Consider the following 15,902-nt stretch of genomic DNA (forward strand, 5'->3'; position numbering starts at 1 on the left):
ATGCATAACGTCGTCATCAGCGGCACCGGCCTGTACACCCCGGCCAACAGCATCTCCAACGAAGAGCTGGTGCAGTCTTTCAATGCTTATGTCGCTCAATTCAACACCGACAACGCCGAGGCCATCGCCCGCGGCGAAGTCGAGGCGTTGACCGAATCCAGCGCAGCGTTCATCGAGAAAGCCTCCGGCATCAAAAGCCGTTTTGTCATGGACAAGGAAGGCATTCTCGACCCCCAGCGCATGGCGCCACGCTTGTCGGAGCGTTCCAACGACGAATGGTCGGTGCTTTGCCAGATGGCCATCGGCGCAGCTGAACAAGCCCTGCAACGTGCCGGCAAAACCGCCGCGGACATCGACGGCGTGATCGTCGCCTGCTCCAACCTGCAACGCGCCTACCCGGCCATCGCCATCGAAGTCCAGGAAGCGCTGGGCATCCAGGGTTTTGGTTTCGACATGAACGTGGCCTGCTCCTCGGCCACCTTCGGCATCCAGGCCGCGGCCAATAGCGTCCAGCTGGGCCAGGCCCGGGCGATCCTGATGGTCAACCCGGAAGTTTGCACTGGCCACCTGAACTTCCGCGATCGCGACAGCCACTTCATCTTCGGCGATGCCGCTACCGCGGTGATCATCGAGCGCGCTGACCTCGCCACCTCCAGTCACCAGTTCGACATTGTCAGCACCAAGCTGCTGACCAAGTTCTCCAACAACATCCGCAATAACTTCGGCTTCCTCAACCGCGCCGCGGAAGAGGGCATCGGTGCCAAGGACAAACTGTTCGTGCAGGAAGGCCGCAAGGTGTTCAAGGAAGTCTGCCCGATGGTCGCCGAGCTGATCGCTGCGCACCTGGAAGAGAATCAGCTCAACGTCAATGACGTGAAGCGCTTCTGGCTGCACCAGGCCAACCTCAGCATGAATCACCTGATCGTCAGGAAGCTGCTGGGCCGTGAAGCCACCGAGCAGGAAGCGCCGGTGATTCTCGATACCTATGCCAATACCAGTTCGGCAGGTTCGGTGATTGCATTCCACAAGCACCAGGATGATCTGGCCGCGGGCTCGCTGGCGGTGCTCAGCTCGTTCGGCGCTGGTTACTCGATCGGTAGCGTGTTGCTGCGCAAACGCTGAGTTTTTCGCCGTAGCTGAAAAGATCGCAGCCTGCGGCAGCTCCTACATGGATCGATGTTCAATCGCGATATTGCGTTGAACCCGTTCGCGTAGGAGCTGCCGCAGGCTGCGATCTTTTTTTACGCCAATAGAAACAGCCCGGCGTTGACCTATCGGAGGATGATGGGGACCGATAGATCAACGCCAGGCTGCAAGAGTGGCTCAGGCATCCGTGCCGGAGTCGTGTAGCGGGAAATCAGAACTTCGCTTCGGCATCCAGTTGCAGGGTGTTGATGTCGGAGTCCTTCAGGTTGACGCTGGCGTTGGTGTAGTCGGAGTTCGCCATGAAATACGTCGCACCGAGGGTGAAGTTCTTGTCGAGCTCGTAGCTGACTTTCAGCTTGCTGCCGCGCGAACCGGTGAAGCCGTTGGCAAAGTCAGAGTCGGTGAAGGCACCCACCACCGCGTTTTGCTGCACGTCGCGGTAGTTGTAGTCCAGGCCAAAGCCGTAGACCTTGGTCTTGACGCCGGCCAGCCAACCGGTGTCCTTGTCGTTGCTGGCTTCGGCGTTGTGGACGTACTGGCCGTACAGCGACAGCGGCATTGGCAGGCCGCCGATGTCGATCTGGCTGAACCCTTCCCACAGGCGGAACTGCTCGCCCGGGGTGTTACCGTTGACGGCCAGCGCGCATGGCGAGGTGCTGGCGGTGCAGGCGCTGTCTTCGTCGTTGTCGTAGTTGTAGAGGCTGCCGCCCACGGTCATTTTCAGGTTGTCGGTGATGGCGAAACGCGCACCCAATTGACCAGCGTACAGGCGCAGGTCGTGCTTGAACTGCACCCCTTCGCCGTCGACGTTGTCCTTGAGAGTGTAGTGACCGGCGCTGCCGAACAGTTCGGTATTGCCCAGCGGGTATTTGTAAGTCAGGGCCAGGCCTTCCGGGTTGATGTCGCTATCCCAGATGATGTCGCCCATGCTCACCCACGGCTGCAGCATCTTGCCGCCGATCACGTGCAGGTTCTTGATGGCGTCGGGGTGGTAGTCGACATAACCCAGGTCCAGCCAGATCTGCTTCTTGTCGAAGTAGTTGTTCAGGTCCTGGTTGGTGGAGCGAGCGTCGTCGCTGCTGCCGGTGGCAATACGGATGCCGGTGTCGACTTGCGGGTTGATTTCGCTGAACGCGCCCAGGCGGGCCCTTATGCGCTGGCGATCCTGGTCCTTGTTGTTGGAAACGCCATCGTTGTGGACGTTTTCCTGTCGGAAACGCACGTCGCCCTTGAATTGGGTCTTGGCCGCCCACGCCAGTTTCTGGTCGAAGGTGCTCAGCTCATTGGTTTTCTTCGCGGTTGCCGCGATCTGCTCGTTGGTCTCTTGCTGGGCCTGACGAGCGATTTGCTGGTCTTTCTGGTCCCGTGCCAGCTCGGCTTGCAGTTCGCTGTACTGGGCGTTGGTAATCGAGCCGTTAGCCTTGAGCATGTCGAGCAGTTTGGCGTCGACTGCAGCGCTGGCAGGAACACTAATGGCCAGCAACAGGCCGCCACACAAGGCCGCCGCAGTTTTCGTGGAAGCAAGACGCATATCAATCTCCGAAGATGAGAGTGGATGGCTGGACCATCCTGGGCACAACCGACCATGGGGTGGACGGAAAACAGTGGCCGGATATAACCCGGCGCTCTAAAAACAGGCGCCAGTATCGCGATGGTTTATGACAGTGCAGTGGCAGAGTGATGGCATGTCTGTGACGGTGCCCAGTCGTTGCAAACGATTGATCCAGAGCGCTGTCGTCGAATTGCCCGTGTGCAATGCACAGCGATAGGCGATACTCGCCAAGCTTTCACGCCATGAAGAGTGAGGACGGTGATGCCGTTGCAACGCCTGCAAAACCTGTCGGAAATCGACCCGAAAACCTGGGATGCGCTGGTACCCGAGAACCAGCCATTTCTGCGGCACGGGTTTCTCGGCGCGTTGGAAGACAGTGGTAGTGTGGGACCCCATTCCGGCTGGCAACCCGAACATTTGCTGCACGTTGAAGGTGAACGACTGATCGCTGCGTTGCCCAGCTACCGCAAATGGCATTCCTACGGCGAGTACGTGTTCGACCACGCCTGGGCCGATGCCTGCGAACGCGCCGGCATCGATTACTACCCCAAGCTTTTGACCGCCGTGCCGTTCAGCCCGGTCAGCGGCCCGCGCTTGCTGGCGGCCAGGGGTGAAGATGGTTTCGAATTGCTCAAGAGCCTGCCGGGCTACCTGGAGATCGAACAGCTCTCCAGTGCCCATATCAACTTCACCGACCCGTTCACCGACGCCGCACTGGCCGAACAATCTGGCTGGCTGCAACGCATCGGCTGTCAGTACCACTGGCAGAACCGCGGCTATCGGGACTTTCAGGATTTTCTCGACGCCCTGAGTTCGCGCAAACGCAAGCAGATGCGCAAGGAACGCGAGCAAGTGGCCGGGCAGGGGATCGAATTCGAATGGCTCGAAGGTCGGCAACTGACCGAGGCACAGTGGGATTTTGTCTATGCCTGCTACGCCAACACTTACGCGGTTCGCCGGCAACGACCTTACCTGACGCGGGAATTTTTCAGCCTGCTGGCCGAGCGCATGCCGCAGGCGATACGAGTCGTTTTGGCCAAACAAGGCTCACGCCCGGTGGCGATGGCCTTCAGCCTGGTCGGTGGCGACAGTTTCTATGGTCGTTACTGGGGCTGCCTGGCGGAGTTCGACCGCCTGCATTTCGAGACCTGTTTCTACCAGGGTATGGACTACGCGATTGCCAACGGCTACCAGCGTTTCGATGCCGGCGCCCAGGGCGAACACAAGTTGATTCGCGGCTTTGAACCGGTGATCACCCATTCCTGGCACTACCTGCGCCATCCCGGATTGAAAGCTGCGGTCAAGGATTTCCTGCGCCAGGAGCGCCTAGGCGTACTGGCCTACGCCGAGGATGCGAGGACGGCGTTACCCTATCGTCAAGCCTGAACATCGCACCGTTTCCTGTGGGAGCGAGCCTGCTCGCGAAGGCGGTCTATCAGCCGACAAACGTGTTGTCTGACACTCCGTCTTCGCGAGCGGGCTCGCTCCCACAAAGGTTTCGGAGCGGTTCAGTCGATCCCGACGAACCCACCCGTCTGGTGCTGCCACAACCGCGCATACAAACCGCCGTGGGCCAGTAGTTCAGCGTGAGTGCCGGTTTCGGCAATCCGGCCATTCTCCAGCACTACCAGCCGGTCCATTCGGGCGATGGTCGAGAGTCGGTGGGCGATGGCGATCACGGTCTTGCCCTGCATCAGGGTTTCCAGGCTTTCCTGGATGGCCGCCTCGACCTCCGAATCCAGGGCCGAGGTAGCCTCGTCCATGATCAGGATCGGCGCGTCCTTGAGCAGGACGCGGGCGATGGCAATGCGCTGGCGCTGGCCGCCGGAAAGCTTCACCCCGCGTTCCCCCACATGGGCATCGAAACCACTGCGGCCTTCAGCGTCGGACAACAGCGGGATGAACCCGTCGGCCCGGGCCTTGTGCACCGCTTCCCAGAGTTCGGCATCGGTGGCGTCGGGTTTGCCATACAACAAATTATCGCGGATCGAGCGATGCAGCAGGGAGGTGTCCTGGGTAATCATGCCGATGCGTTCGCGCAGGCTTTCCTGGCTGACGTCGGCGATGTTCTGGCCGTCGATGAGAATGCGCCCGCCTTCCACGTCATACAGGCGCAGCAGCAGATTGACCAGGGTCGACTTGCCCGCACCGGACGGACCGATCAGGCCAATCTTCTCCCCGGGTTTGATCGTCAGGTTGAGCCCGCCGATGATCCCGCTCTGCTTGCCGTAGTGGAAATCCACATTTTCGAAACGTACTTCGCCACGGGCGACCGCAAGGGGTTTGGCCTGGTCGCGGTCAGTCACGCTGACCGGCTGCGAAATGCTCTGCAAGCCATCCTGGACCATGCCGATGTTTTCGAAGATGCCGGTAACCACCCACATGATCCAGCCGGACATGTTGACGATGCGGATCACCAGCCCGGTCGCGAGTGCAATGGCGCCCACGGTGATCAGCGACTGCGTCCACAGCCACAGGGCCAGGCCGGTGGTGCTGACGATCAACAGGCCGTTCATGCTGGTGATGACCACGTCCATGCTGGTCACGACACGGCCGGCCAGTTGGGCTTTTTCGGTTTGCTCCTTGATCGCTTCGCGGGCGTACTGTTGCTCGAAGTTGGTGTGGGCAAACAGCTTCAGGGTGGTGATGTTGGTGTAGCCGTCGACGATCCGCCCCATGAGTTTGGAGCGCGCATCGGAGGCCACCACCGAGCGATCCTTGACCCGTGGCACGAAGTAGTAGAGCGCGCTGATGAAGGCGATGATCCAGGTCAGCAGCGGGATCATCAGGCGCCAGTCGGCTTCGGCGAACAGCACCAGCGAGCTGATGGCGTAGATCAGCACATGCCACAGCGCATCCACCGCCTGCACCGCGGAATCGCGCAGGGAGTTGCCGGTTTGCATGATGCGCTGGGCGATGCGCCCGGCGAAGTCGTTCTGGAAAAAATTCAGGCTCTGCTTGAGCACGTAGCTGTGGTTCTGCCAGCGAATCAGGCTGGTCATGCTGGGGCTGAGGGTCTGGTGCACCAGCAGGTCATGCAGGCCGACGAATACCGGGCGCAAAACCAGTGCTACCACCACCATCCAGGTCAGTTCGAGGCTGTGTTGCTTGAAAAAATCCGCGTTGGGCGTGCCCTGGGCCAGGTCGATGATGCGGCTCAGGTAGCTGAACAGCGCTACTTCGATCAGTGCACCGATCAGGCCGACGATAAGCAGGGCGGCAAAACTGGGCCAGACCTGCTTGAGGTAGTAAGTATAGAAAGGCAGGACCCGATCCGGCGGTGCGGCTGTCGGGGCATCGCGGAAGACGTCGATCAGTTTTTCGAAACGGCGATAAAGCATCGGTTATTCACCCGCGAACGGGCTCTCCTTCAACGGTTTGAGCGTTGCCGGCAACACCGACAACGGCCCGGACATCCTTGTCCAGCTTAGTCTTAGTCGATGCGCTTGGCCGACTTGATGAACACCGGGTCGGCGGGCACATCCTTCATGCCATTGCGCACGGTAGTGGGCGAATTGACGATGATGTCCACCACGTCCATACCTTTGACCACTTTGCCGAACACCGCGTAGCCATCACCCTGGTCGAGGAAATCGTTGTCCTTGACGTTGATGAAGAACTGGCTGGTCGCCGAGTCAGGGACCGAAGTACGTGCCATGGACAAGGTGCCACGAACGTTGACCAGGCCGTTCTTGTGCTCGTTCTTGATCGGCGCCTTGGTTTCCTTTTGCTGCATTTGCTGGGTGAAGCCGCCGCCCTGGACCATGAAACCCGGGATCACGCGGTGGAAGATCGTGTTGTTGTAGAAGCCGCTGTCCACGTACTCAAGGAAGTTCTTGGTACTGATCGGGGCCTTGACCGGGTCCAGTTCGATTTCGATCTGGCCGTTGGTGGTTTCCAGAAGAACGTGCGGCGCCTTGGCAGGCGTTGCCGCCATCAGGTTGGCGGCAAACAGTACGGAGCCAGCGGCGAGGGCGATTTTTTTCAGCATGGGTCAGTGATCCTGAGTGTGGAAGTGTCGACTGCGGTGAGAAATTCGAGCAGCGTCTGGTTGAAGCGTTCGGGCTGGTCCAGCGGGGTAGCGTGACGCGAATCGGCGATCACGGCCAGCCGCGCATTCGGCAGCAGCCTGACGTAGTTTTCCTTCAGCGCGACCGGCGTGTAGTCGCGGTCGGCGCTGACGATGAGGGTTGGACAGGAAATCCTCGAAAGTCGTTCCTGCACCCCCCAGCCAACAATGGCATCGAAGCTGGCGAGATAAGCATGTTTGTCGTTTTTTGCCCAGCGCTCGGCCATCTTTTGTCGCAAATCAGCCTGTCCTGGCTTGGGGAACAGTTTGCCACCCAGGGCTTTGCCGATGCTGTGGAGGCTGAGTACGCGCATCAGGCTCCAGCGCTTGAACCACTGCCAATAATCGTCGCGGGTGCGCAACTTGACCTCGGGTGCGCTATTGACGATGCACAGGCTCTTGAGCAATTGCGGCTGGTCCACGCCCAGCTGAAAGCCGATCATGCCCCCCATCGACAATCCTACGTAATGAACGGGCTCCAGGTTCAGGTGCTCGATCAGCGCCACCAGGTCGGCGCTGAACCCGGCGATGCTGTAGCGCTCGCGGGGTTTGTCGGAGCGCCCGTGACCGCGCACATCCGGGACGATCACCCGGTAGCGGGCGGCGAGCGCCGGGATCTGTTCTTCCCAGTCGAGGGTACTGGAACCCAGGCCGTGGACCAGCAGCAACGGCGTGCCGTGGCCATATTCCTCGTAGTGCAGGTTGCAACCTTCGTGTTCGAAATAGGCCATGCATTACCTCCGTGTCAGGCTTGTTCTGGGGCGGCGAACGGTGCGTCCAGGGGTGCAGTGTCGAATGTGCGCAGCAGCTCGACAAGAATCTGCGTCGCCGGGCCGAGCGGTTTTTCCTTGTTCGAATACAGGTAAAAGCTCGGGTTGCGGCTGCCGCCCTGGTCCAACGGTAGCACCTTGAGCGTACCTTCCTTGAGTTCGCGTTCGATCATGTGCCTTGGCAACCAGGCGAACCCCAGGCCGCTGCCGACAAAAGTGGCGGCGGTGGCCAGGCTGCCGACGGTCCAGCGTTGTTCGGCACCGAGCCAGCCGACGTCCCGTGGTTGCTGGCGCCCGGAGTCGCGGATGACCACTTGCAGCTGGCTTTCCAGGTCCTGGAAATTCAGTTCGCGGTTGAGGCGGTGCAGGGGATGTTCCGGATGCGCGACCGCGACGAACTCGACGTCGCTCAATTCCGCGCCCAGGTAACCGGGAATGCTGAAACTGCTGATGGCCAGGTCGGCCACGCCTTCGAGCAGGACCTCCTCCACACCCGACAGCACCTCTTCGCGCAGACGCACGCGACAGCCGCGGCTTTGCGGCATGAACGCGGTCAGCGCGCGGACCAGGCGGGCGCTCGGGTAGGCGGCATCGACCACCAGGCGCACTTCAGCTTCCCAGCCTTGCTCCATGTGATGGGCCAGGTCTTCGAGCTGACTGGCCTGTTTCACCAGTTGCCGGGAGCGGCGCAGCAACACGCCGCCAGCCTCGGTGAGTACCGCTTTGCGCCCGTCGATGCGCAACAACGGCACGCCGAGCTGGTCTTGCATGCGCGCCACAGTGTAGCTGACCGACGATTGCGAGCGGTGTAGCGCTTCGGCGGCCTGGGCGAAACCGCCGTGGTCGACCACGGCTTGAAGCGTTCGCCATTGATCAAGGGTCACGCGGGGCGCTTTCATGATGGGCTCCTGTTGTCCTAAGCTGCGCAGTTCTTATTGGAGACTGCTGAATGAAAAAAATCTGTTCTTTGTTGCTGGCGATGCTGCCAATGACTGCGTTTGCTTATCCGATCGACGTACAAAAAGAGCTCAATGGACTGAAGATCGACTACACCACCTATGCCTCCGACTACGACATGGGCTCGATCACCGTGAACAACTACGGCGACACCGCTGCCGAATGCTCGGTGGTGTTTCGCAACGGTCCTGAATCGCCAAAGACCCGCAGGATCAACCTGGACGCGGGTAAAAGCGCGGATCTTTCAGCCAAGTTCAACCGCAAGATCATCAAGCTGTACATCACCATGACCTGCAAGCCGAAATGACCTCCAGCGGAGCACGCGAATTGCCGATGCTCCGCTTATAAACGAAATTATCGATTGGTTATAGCAGTTATTTGCGCTTTTTCATCGATATGACTCTGTTTAACCTTCACTCCATCGACTTACAGCATTCTCAGATGGAGCCTACAAACCATGTCCCGCGTTCTGATCATCGAAAGCAGTGCCCGTCAGCAAGACTCGGTTTCCCGTCAACTGACCCAGACCTTCATCAGCCAGTGGCAAGCCGCGCACCCCGGCGACCAGATCACCGTTCGCGACCTGGCTGTCAATCCGGTGCCGCATCTGGACATCAACTTGTTGGGCGGCTGGATGAAGCCCGCCGAGCAACGCAGCGACATCGAACAACTTTCCCTGGAGCGCTCCAACCAGCTGACCGACGAGTTGCTCGCCGCCGACGTGCTGGTAATGGCCGCGCCGATGTACAACTTCGCCATCCCGAGCACCCTCAAGGCCTGGCTTGACCATGTGCTGCGTGCCGGCGTCACCTTCAAGTACACCGAAACCGGACCGCAGGGTTTGCTCAGTGGCAAGCGCGCTTATGTACTGACGGCGCGCGGCGGGATCTACGCCGGCAGCACCGCGGATCACCAGGAACCCTACCTGCGCCAGGTCATGGGCTTCATCGGCATCCACGACGTGACGTTCATCCACGCCGAAGGCATGAACCTGGGCGGCGACTTCCAGGAGAAAGGCCTGAACCAGGCGAACGCCAAGCTTTCCCAGGTGGCCTGAGCCGTTAATCGCCAGATAATCACTGGATGGTCTAGTGACCTGGCGCGTAACCCTTCAAGCCTGCACGCGCATCGAACCTCCCTTTGCACTTGTTGCTCCTGAGTGCTCTAGCCCGATTGAACGCTTTAGCGAGATCGGGCTTTTTTTTGCCCAGGGTTTTGTGAACGGACCCATAACCACTGTGGGAGCGAGCCTGCTGGCGATTGATCGTTCCCACGCTCTGCGTGGGAATGCCGCCAGGGACGCTCCGCGTTCCACTGACGACGCATTAATTGAGCCGTGCGCAACGGTGATGCGGGGTGTCACAGGAAGCCCTGTGTGAAATTGGTTGCCTGCGTACATATCCATTGCTGCGGTAACGGCGGCTTATGGTTTCGCTTTTACAGCGACTCCCTTTTTCAAACGCCGGAGTGCCGGCCCAGCAAAAAGGAAGCAAAAGGCTTTTGCCCCACCACTTGGTGCCTCGCTTAGGCTCGGCATGCCCTCTCTCCGGCATTGCTCCGTGGGTCGCCGCGATGGGCCATCCTTGGCCCAGCGCGGCTAAACCGGCGTCCTGCCGGTTTCCCCACTGCGCAAGGCCTGCGTTCGGCCATCGTGGTTAACGGGGCGCCCGCGATCAAAAGCAAAGCGAGGCGGCCTTAAAGCCGACCTGCTTTTGGTGATGCCTGTGTTTTGATCGTTCCCACGCTCTGCGTGGGAATGCCGCCAGGGACGCTCCGCGTTCCGCTGACGACGCATTAATTGAGCCGTGCGCAACGGTGATGCGGGGACGTCACAAGAAGCCCTGTGTGAAATTGGTTGTCGGAGTACATATCCATTGCTGCGGTAACGGCGGCTTATGGTTTCGCTTTTACAGCGACTCCCTTTTTCAAACGCCGGAGTGCCGGCCCAGCAAAAAGGAAGCAAAAGGCTTTTGCCCCACCACTTGGTGCCTCGCTTAGGCTCGGCATGCCCTCTCTCCGGCATTGCTCCGTGGGTCGCCGCGATGGGCCATCCTTGGCCCAGCGCGGCTAAACCGGCGTCCTGCCGGTTTCCCCACTGCGCAAGGCCTGCGTTCGGCCATCGTGGTTAACGGGGCGCCTGCGATCAAAAACAAAAGCGAGGCGGCCTTAAAGCCGACCTGACTGTTACGGGTGTACCTGGATCCCCTGTGGGAGCCTGCTCGCGATGACTGAGTGTCAGACGACATCGATGTTGCCTTTCACACCGCTATCGCGAGCAGGCTCGCTCCCACAGGGTTTTTGTATCGTTTGACTGTTCGCGATCCCCGTCAAAAACCGCTATCTTCGCCGCCATTCGAAATGAGGCGAGCATGGGCTATCTACTTTTTGTCACGCTGATCCAGGCGTTTTCCTTCAGTTTGATCGGCGAGTACCTGGCCGGTCATGTCGACAGCTACTTCGCGGTGCTGATACGCGTGCTGTTGGCGGGGCTGGTGTTTATCCCGCTGACCCGCTGGCGTTCGGTGGAACCGGCCTTCATGCGCGGCATGTTGCTGATCGGCGCACTGCAATTCGGTGTGACGTACGTCTGCCTGTACCTGAGCTTTCGCGTGCTGACGGTGCCGGAAGTGCTACTGTTCACCATCCTCACGCCGCTGCACGTGACCCTGATCGAAGACGCATTGAACCGTCGCTTCAACCCCTGGGCCCTGATCGCGGCACTGGTGGCGGTGGCGGGGGCCGCGGTGATTCGCTTCGACCGGATCAACCCGGACTTCTTCATGGGTTTCCTGCTGCTGCAACTGGCCAACTTCACCTACGCCGCCGGGCAGGTGCTCTACAAACATCTGGTCGCACGTCACCCCAGCGACTTGCCACATTACCGGCGTTTTGGCTATTTCTACCTGGGGGCATTGGCGGTGGCATTGCCGGCGTTCCTGTTGTTCGGCAAACAGAACTTCCTGCCTGAAGCACCGCTGCAATGGGCGGTGCTGTTGTTCCTCGGCCTGGTCTCGACCGCGCTGGGGCTGTACTGGTGGAACAAGGGCGCGTGCCTGGTGAATGGCGGGACGCTGGCGGTGATGAACAACCTGCATGTGCCGGTGGGGCTGCTGATCAACCTGCTTATCTGGAATCAGCATGAAGAATTGGGACGATTATTGCTCGGTGGTTCGGTGATCTTGATGGCGGTGTGGATCAGCCGGCTGGGTGTACGCCAACCAGCCATCGCGCACTGATCCGTCGGCTTGCGCAAACGGCCGTCTATCATTCTAGCGTGCGCCTTTAAATCGACCGATTGAGAAAATAGAACGTCGATGTTTTTTTATAAGGCACTGTATGTGGCGCGTCCAAGGAGTCGAGCGCACACAAACTCAACAATTACCGGATTTCCGCCGAGCGTAGGTGAGACAAGAAAATGGCCAAAGCTGCCGATGTGGTTGTGCAATGCCTGGAAAGTGAAGGCGTCGAGTATGTATTCGGCATTCCCGGCGAGGAAAACCTTGACCTGCTTGAATCCCTACGCAAGTCGACGATCAAGCTTGTGCTGACGCGTCACGAGCAATCCGCCGGCTTCATGGCCGCCACGTACGGCCGCCTCACGGGTAAGACTGGCGTCAGTCTTTCCACCCTCGGCCCTGGTGCAACGAATTTGGTGACTGCCAGCGCGTACGCCTACCTGGGCGGCATGCCCATGATGATGATTACGGGTCAGAAGCCGATCAAGAAGTCCAAGCAAGGCCGTTTTCAGATCATTGACGTCTGCGGCATGATGGCGCCGATCACCAAGTACACCCACCAGTTCGCCTCGGCAGACAATATCCCGGCGCGGATGCGTGAAGCGTTTCGTCTCGCTGAAGAGGAGAAGCCCGGAGCCGTCCACTTGGAACTGCCGGAAGATATCGCCGCCGAGCAAACCGATAGCATGCCGATGCCGCGGAGCCTGCATCGCCGTCCATTGGCCGAGCACAAGGCTGTCGAGGCCGCCGTCGAGAAGTTGCAGAACGCTCGCAGTCCAATCCTGGTGATTGGCGCAGGTGCCAACCGCAAGATGACTGCCAAGGTTTTGAAGCAACTGATCGACGATACCGGCATTCCCTTTATCACCACCCAGATGGGCAAGGGCGTGGTTGATGAGCGCCACCCGCGCTTTCTCGGCAATGCCGCGTTGTCGTCGGGAGACTTCGTGCACCGCGCCGTCGAGGCTGCCGACCTGATTGTCAACATCGGCCACGATGTGATCGAGAAGCCGCCATTCTTCATGGTGCGTGGCGGCACCGAAGTCATCCACATCAACTTCCGCTCTGCTGAAGTCGATGCCGTGTATTTCCCGCAGATTGAAGTCATTGGCGATATCGCCAACGCCGTCTGGCAGATCGGCGAAGCGCTGAACGATACCAGCCATTGGGATTTCACACGGCTGATGGCGATTCGTGATGCGAACGAAGCCCAGATCATCGAAGGGGCGGACGACAACAGGTTCCCGGTCTACCCACAGCGCCTGGTTGCCGACATTCGTCGCGTGTTGCCTTCTGAAGGTATCGTTGCCCTGGACAATGGCATCTACAAGATCTGGTTTGCCCGCAACTACAAGGCTCACAAGCCCAACACCGTGCTGCTGGACAACGCGCTGGCGACCATGGGGGCGGGTCTGCCTTCCGCCATGGCCGCGCATTTGGTGTACCCGGATCGTCCGGTGATCTCCGTATGTGGGGACGGCGGTTTCATGATGAACAGCCAGGAGTTGGAGACAGCGGTTCGCCTGAACATGAATTTGACCGTGGTGATCCTGCGGGACGACGGCTACGGCATGATCCGCTGGAAGCAGGCGAACATGGGCTTTACCGATTTCGGCCTGGATTACGGTAACCCGGACTTCGTTAAATACGCCGAGGCCTATGGCGCCAATGGTCACCGCGTGGAGAGCGCCGAGGGTTTCCTGCCGCTGCTGGAACACTGTGTCAAGACACCCGGTGTGCATGTGATCGACTGTCCTGTCGATTACAGCGAAAACGACCGCATACTGAACATGGAGTTGCGCCAGCGTAGCGCGGCCATTTGATTTCGCAGCAAGATTTTTTGACGGGCTCGTATACCTGATCGCGAGCATAGGCGGGCGCAGGCTGAAGCATTGAAGTCCTGGCAGGTGCAAATACAAAAGGGCCCTTCAAGGGCCCTTTTGGCGTATGCGTTGTCTGAACTCAATGGCCAATCAAGCCTGGCGCGCTGCCATTGCCGAGTAGCTGTTCATCAGGTTGCGGTAGTTCGGGATGCGCTGGGACAACAGGTTGCCCAGGCCTTCAATGTCGTTGCGCCAGTCACCCTGCAATTCGCAAGCGACCGAGAACCAGTTCATCATTTGCGCCCCGGCCTGGGTCATACGGTTCCAGGCTGCCTGTTGTACGGTGGAGTTGAAGGTGCCGGAAGAATCAGTGACTACGAACACTTCAAACCCTTCTGCGAGGGCAGACAACGTTGGGAAGGTCACGCAGACGTCAGTCACCACACCGGCGATGATCAGTTGCTTGCGACCGGTCGCCTTGATGGCCTTGACGAAGTCTTCGTTGTCCCAGGCGTTGATCTGGCCAGGTCGGGCTATGTAGGGCGCGTCCGGGAACATTTCCTTGAGTTCGGGTACCAGTGGGCCATTGGGGCCTTGTTCAAAGCTGGTGGTGAGGATGGTGGGCAGCTCGAAGAATTTTGCCACGTCGGCCAGTGCCAGCACGTTGTTCTTGAACTCGTTGGGCGAAAAGTCTTGAACCAGGGAAATCAGGCCAGTCTGGTGGTCAATCAACAAAACTACGGCGTCGTCTTTGTTCAGGCGGTTGTAGGTAGCGTTGCTCATGATGAAATCCTTTCGAGGTAGGTGAGTGGCTTCGTTCAACATGAGCACAGATTAGGGTTTGCGATGAGGCAGAAAAAGCCGGTGAAAAGCGTTTAACTGTCAACCTGGAAGAGACAATCTGGACAGGGTTTGCGTTGCTACATAACGTGTTTTTCGGCCTCCGGCATGTGGCTCGCGCCCAGCACCGCTGGCAACAGCCCGGCCCGCAAATCCCCGCCACTCGGCTGCTGATAAAGGCTCAAGCCAAACTCCGGCAACACCGCCAGCAGGTAATCGAAAATATCCCCCTGGATCCGCTCGTAATCGGCCCACGCCGTGGTGCGGGTGAAGCAGTAGATTTCCAGCGGAATACCTTGGGCCGTGGTCTGCATTTGTCGAACCATGCAGGTCATATTCGGCTGAATCTCTGGGTGACTCTTGAGATACGCCAGCGCATAAGCGCGAAATGTGCCGATATTGGTCATGCGCCGGCGGTTGGCCGACATCGCCGCGACATTGCCCTGGGCTTCGTTCCAGGCCTTGAGTTCGGCCTGTTTACGGCTGATGTAGTCGGTCAGCAGGTGTACCTGGGACAGCCTCAGTTCCTCGTCATCGCGGATGAACCGCACGCCACTGGCGTCGATGAACAGGCTGCGCTTGATCCGCCGGCCACCGGACTGTTGCATGCCGCGCCAGTTCTTGAATGATTCGGACATCAGGCGCCAGGTCGGGATCGAAACGATGGTCTTGTCGAAATTCTGCACCTTGACCGTATGCAGCGTGATGTCGACGACATCGCCATCGGCACCGACCTGTGGCATCTCGATCCAGTCGCCGACCCGCAGCATGTCGTTGCTGGTCAGCTGCACGCTGGCGACGAACGACAGCAGGGTGTCCTTGTAGACCAACAGGATTACCGCCGACATGGCGCCCAGGCCCGACAGCAGCAACAGCGGCGAACGGTCGATCAATGTGGCGACGATGATGATCGCGCCAAACACGTACAACACCATTTTCGCCAGTTGCACATAGCCCTTGATCGAGCGGGTGCGGGCGTGTTCGGTGCGGGCGTAGATGTCCAGCAGGGCATTGAGCAGGGCCGTGATCGACAGCAGCAGGAACAGAATGGTGAACGCCAGTGCCACGTTGCCGAGGAAGACCATCGCGGTTTTGCTCAGCTCAGGGACCAGGTGCAGGCCGAACTGGATGACCAGCGACGGTGTGATCTGTGCCAAGCGTTGGAACACCTTGTTGTGACGCAAGTCGTTGATCCAGTGCAGCGCCGGCTGGCGGCCGAGGATTTTGCTGGCGTGCAGGATCAGGTAGCGCGCCACTCGTCCGAGGACCAGGGCAATGACCAGCAACACCACCAGTGCCAGGCTGGTATGCACGAGCGGGTGCTGGTCAAGGGCACCCCAGAGGTCTTGGGCATTGAGCCAGAGCTGTTTGATATCCATGGGCAAAAACGATTCTTTAATGGGACACGGGGGACGATTAGAGCACTTAAGACGTTTTGTATGACCGTCGGTGACAAATCGGGCAATAAAAAAACCACTGTTTACCGCCTTTTGTACAAAGAAACTCGGC

General features: G+C 59.3%; 12 protein-coding genes and 1 pseudogene. 6 read left to right on the top strand and 7 right to left on the bottom strand.

The genetic code is table 11. The annotated features are described in order from the left end of the window. Entirely contained in the window at nucleotides 1–1,122 is a 1,122-nt protein-coding gene (locus tag HGP31_RS07690; protein WP_168757407.1) for a beta-ketoacyl-ACP synthase III, read from the top strand. 235 nt (nucleotides 1,123–1,357) lie between these two features. Here HGP31_RS07690 and HGP31_RS07695 read toward each other — a convergent pair whose 3' ends face one another. Further along, on the bottom strand, nucleotides 1,358–2,677 hold the full coding sequence (locus HGP31_RS07695) for a putative porin (RefSeq protein ID WP_151140929.1): 1,320 nt from the start codon (nucleotides 2,675–2,677) through the stop codon (nucleotides 1,358–1,360). Between the two features lie 282 nt (nucleotides 2,678–2,959). Here HGP31_RS07695 and HGP31_RS07700 point away from each other — a divergent pair, with 282 nt between their 5' ends. Further along, the gene (locus HGP31_RS07700; protein ID WP_168757408.1) at nucleotides 2,960–4,084 is read left to right on the top strand and encodes a GNAT family N-acetyltransferase; all 1,125 of its coding nucleotides are present in this window, start codon (nucleotides 2,960–2,962) and stop codon (nucleotides 4,082–4,084) included. Nucleotides 4,085–4,206: 122 nt separating this feature from the next. Here the strand turns inward: HGP31_RS07700 and HGP31_RS07705 are convergent, their stop codons facing one another. The 4 genes and pseudogenes from HGP31_RS07705 to HGP31_RS07720 form a co-directional block, all read right to left on the bottom strand. Continuing rightward, the gene (locus tag HGP31_RS07705) at nucleotides 4,207–6,039 is read right to left on the bottom strand and encodes an ABC transporter ATP-binding protein (protein WP_020801286.1); all 1,833 of its coding nucleotides are present in this window, start codon (nucleotides 6,037–6,039) and stop codon (nucleotides 4,207–4,209) included. Between the two features lie 92 nt (nucleotides 6,040–6,131). Next, entirely contained in the window at nucleotides 6,132–6,689 is a 558-nt protein-coding gene (locus HGP31_RS07710) for a peptidylprolyl isomerase A (protein WP_020801287.1), read from the bottom strand. A gap of 3 nt (nucleotides 6,690–6,692) precedes the next feature. Beyond that, a pseudogene (locus tag HGP31_RS07715) lies at nucleotides 6,693–7,498 on the bottom strand (alpha/beta fold hydrolase). Nucleotides 7,499–7,512: 14 nt separating this feature from the next. Next, nucleotides 7,513–8,436 (bottom strand): PA3225 family LysR-type transcriptional regulator, encoded by a 924-nt coding sequence (locus HGP31_RS07720; RefSeq protein WP_020801289.1) that lies wholly within the window; start codon nucleotides 8,434–8,436, stop codon nucleotides 7,513–7,515. 50 nt (nucleotides 8,437–8,486) lie between these two features. On the opposite strand from HGP31_RS07720, the gene HGP31_RS07725 reads away from it, so the two are divergent. The 4 genes from HGP31_RS07725 (at nucleotide 8,487) to HGP31_RS07740 (ending at nucleotide 13,553) form a co-directional block, all read left to right on the top strand. After that, on the top strand, nucleotides 8,487–8,801 hold the full coding sequence (locus HGP31_RS07725; protein WP_168757409.1) for a 3-phosphoglycerate kinase: 315 nt from the start codon (nucleotides 8,487–8,489) through the stop codon (nucleotides 8,799–8,801). A gap of 150 nt (nucleotides 8,802–8,951) precedes the next feature. Beyond that, the gene (locus HGP31_RS07730) at nucleotides 8,952–9,551 is read left to right on the top strand and encodes an FMN-dependent NADH-azoreductase (protein WP_033044030.1); all 600 of its coding nucleotides are present in this window, start codon (nucleotides 8,952–8,954) and stop codon (nucleotides 9,549–9,551) included. A gap of 1,312 nt (nucleotides 9,552–10,863) precedes the next feature. Then, on the top strand, nucleotides 10,864–11,730 hold the full coding sequence (locus HGP31_RS07735; protein WP_020795416.1) for a carboxylate/amino acid/amine transporter: 867 nt from the start codon (nucleotides 10,864–10,866) through the stop codon (nucleotides 11,728–11,730). Nucleotides 11,731–11,909: 179 nt separating this feature from the next. Further along, nucleotides 11,910–13,553 (top strand): acetolactate synthase large subunit, encoded by a 1,644-nt coding sequence (locus HGP31_RS07740; protein ID WP_020795415.1) that lies wholly within the window; start codon nucleotides 11,910–11,912, stop codon nucleotides 13,551–13,553. A 150-nt stretch (nucleotides 13,554–13,703) separates the two neighbouring features. Here HGP31_RS07740 and ycaC read toward each other — a convergent pair whose 3' ends face one another. After that, nucleotides 13,704–14,336, bottom strand: a complete 633-nt coding sequence (gene ycaC / locus HGP31_RS07745; RefSeq protein WP_033043018.1) for an isochorismate family cysteine hydrolase YcaC — start codon at nucleotides 14,334–14,336, stop codon at nucleotides 13,704–13,706. 137 nt (nucleotides 14,337–14,473) lie between these two features. Then, the gene (locus HGP31_RS07750) at nucleotides 14,474–15,772 is read right to left on the bottom strand and encodes a mechanosensitive ion channel family protein (protein WP_033043017.1); all 1,299 of its coding nucleotides are present in this window, start codon (nucleotides 15,770–15,772) and stop codon (nucleotides 14,474–14,476) included. Nucleotides 15,773–15,902: the final 130 nt, after the last annotated feature.

The organism is Pseudomonas umsongensis (assembly GCF_012647205.1).
Taxonomy (GTDB): domain Bacteria; phylum Pseudomonadota; class Gammaproteobacteria; order Pseudomonadales; family Pseudomonadaceae; genus Aquipseudomonas; species Aquipseudomonas umsongensis.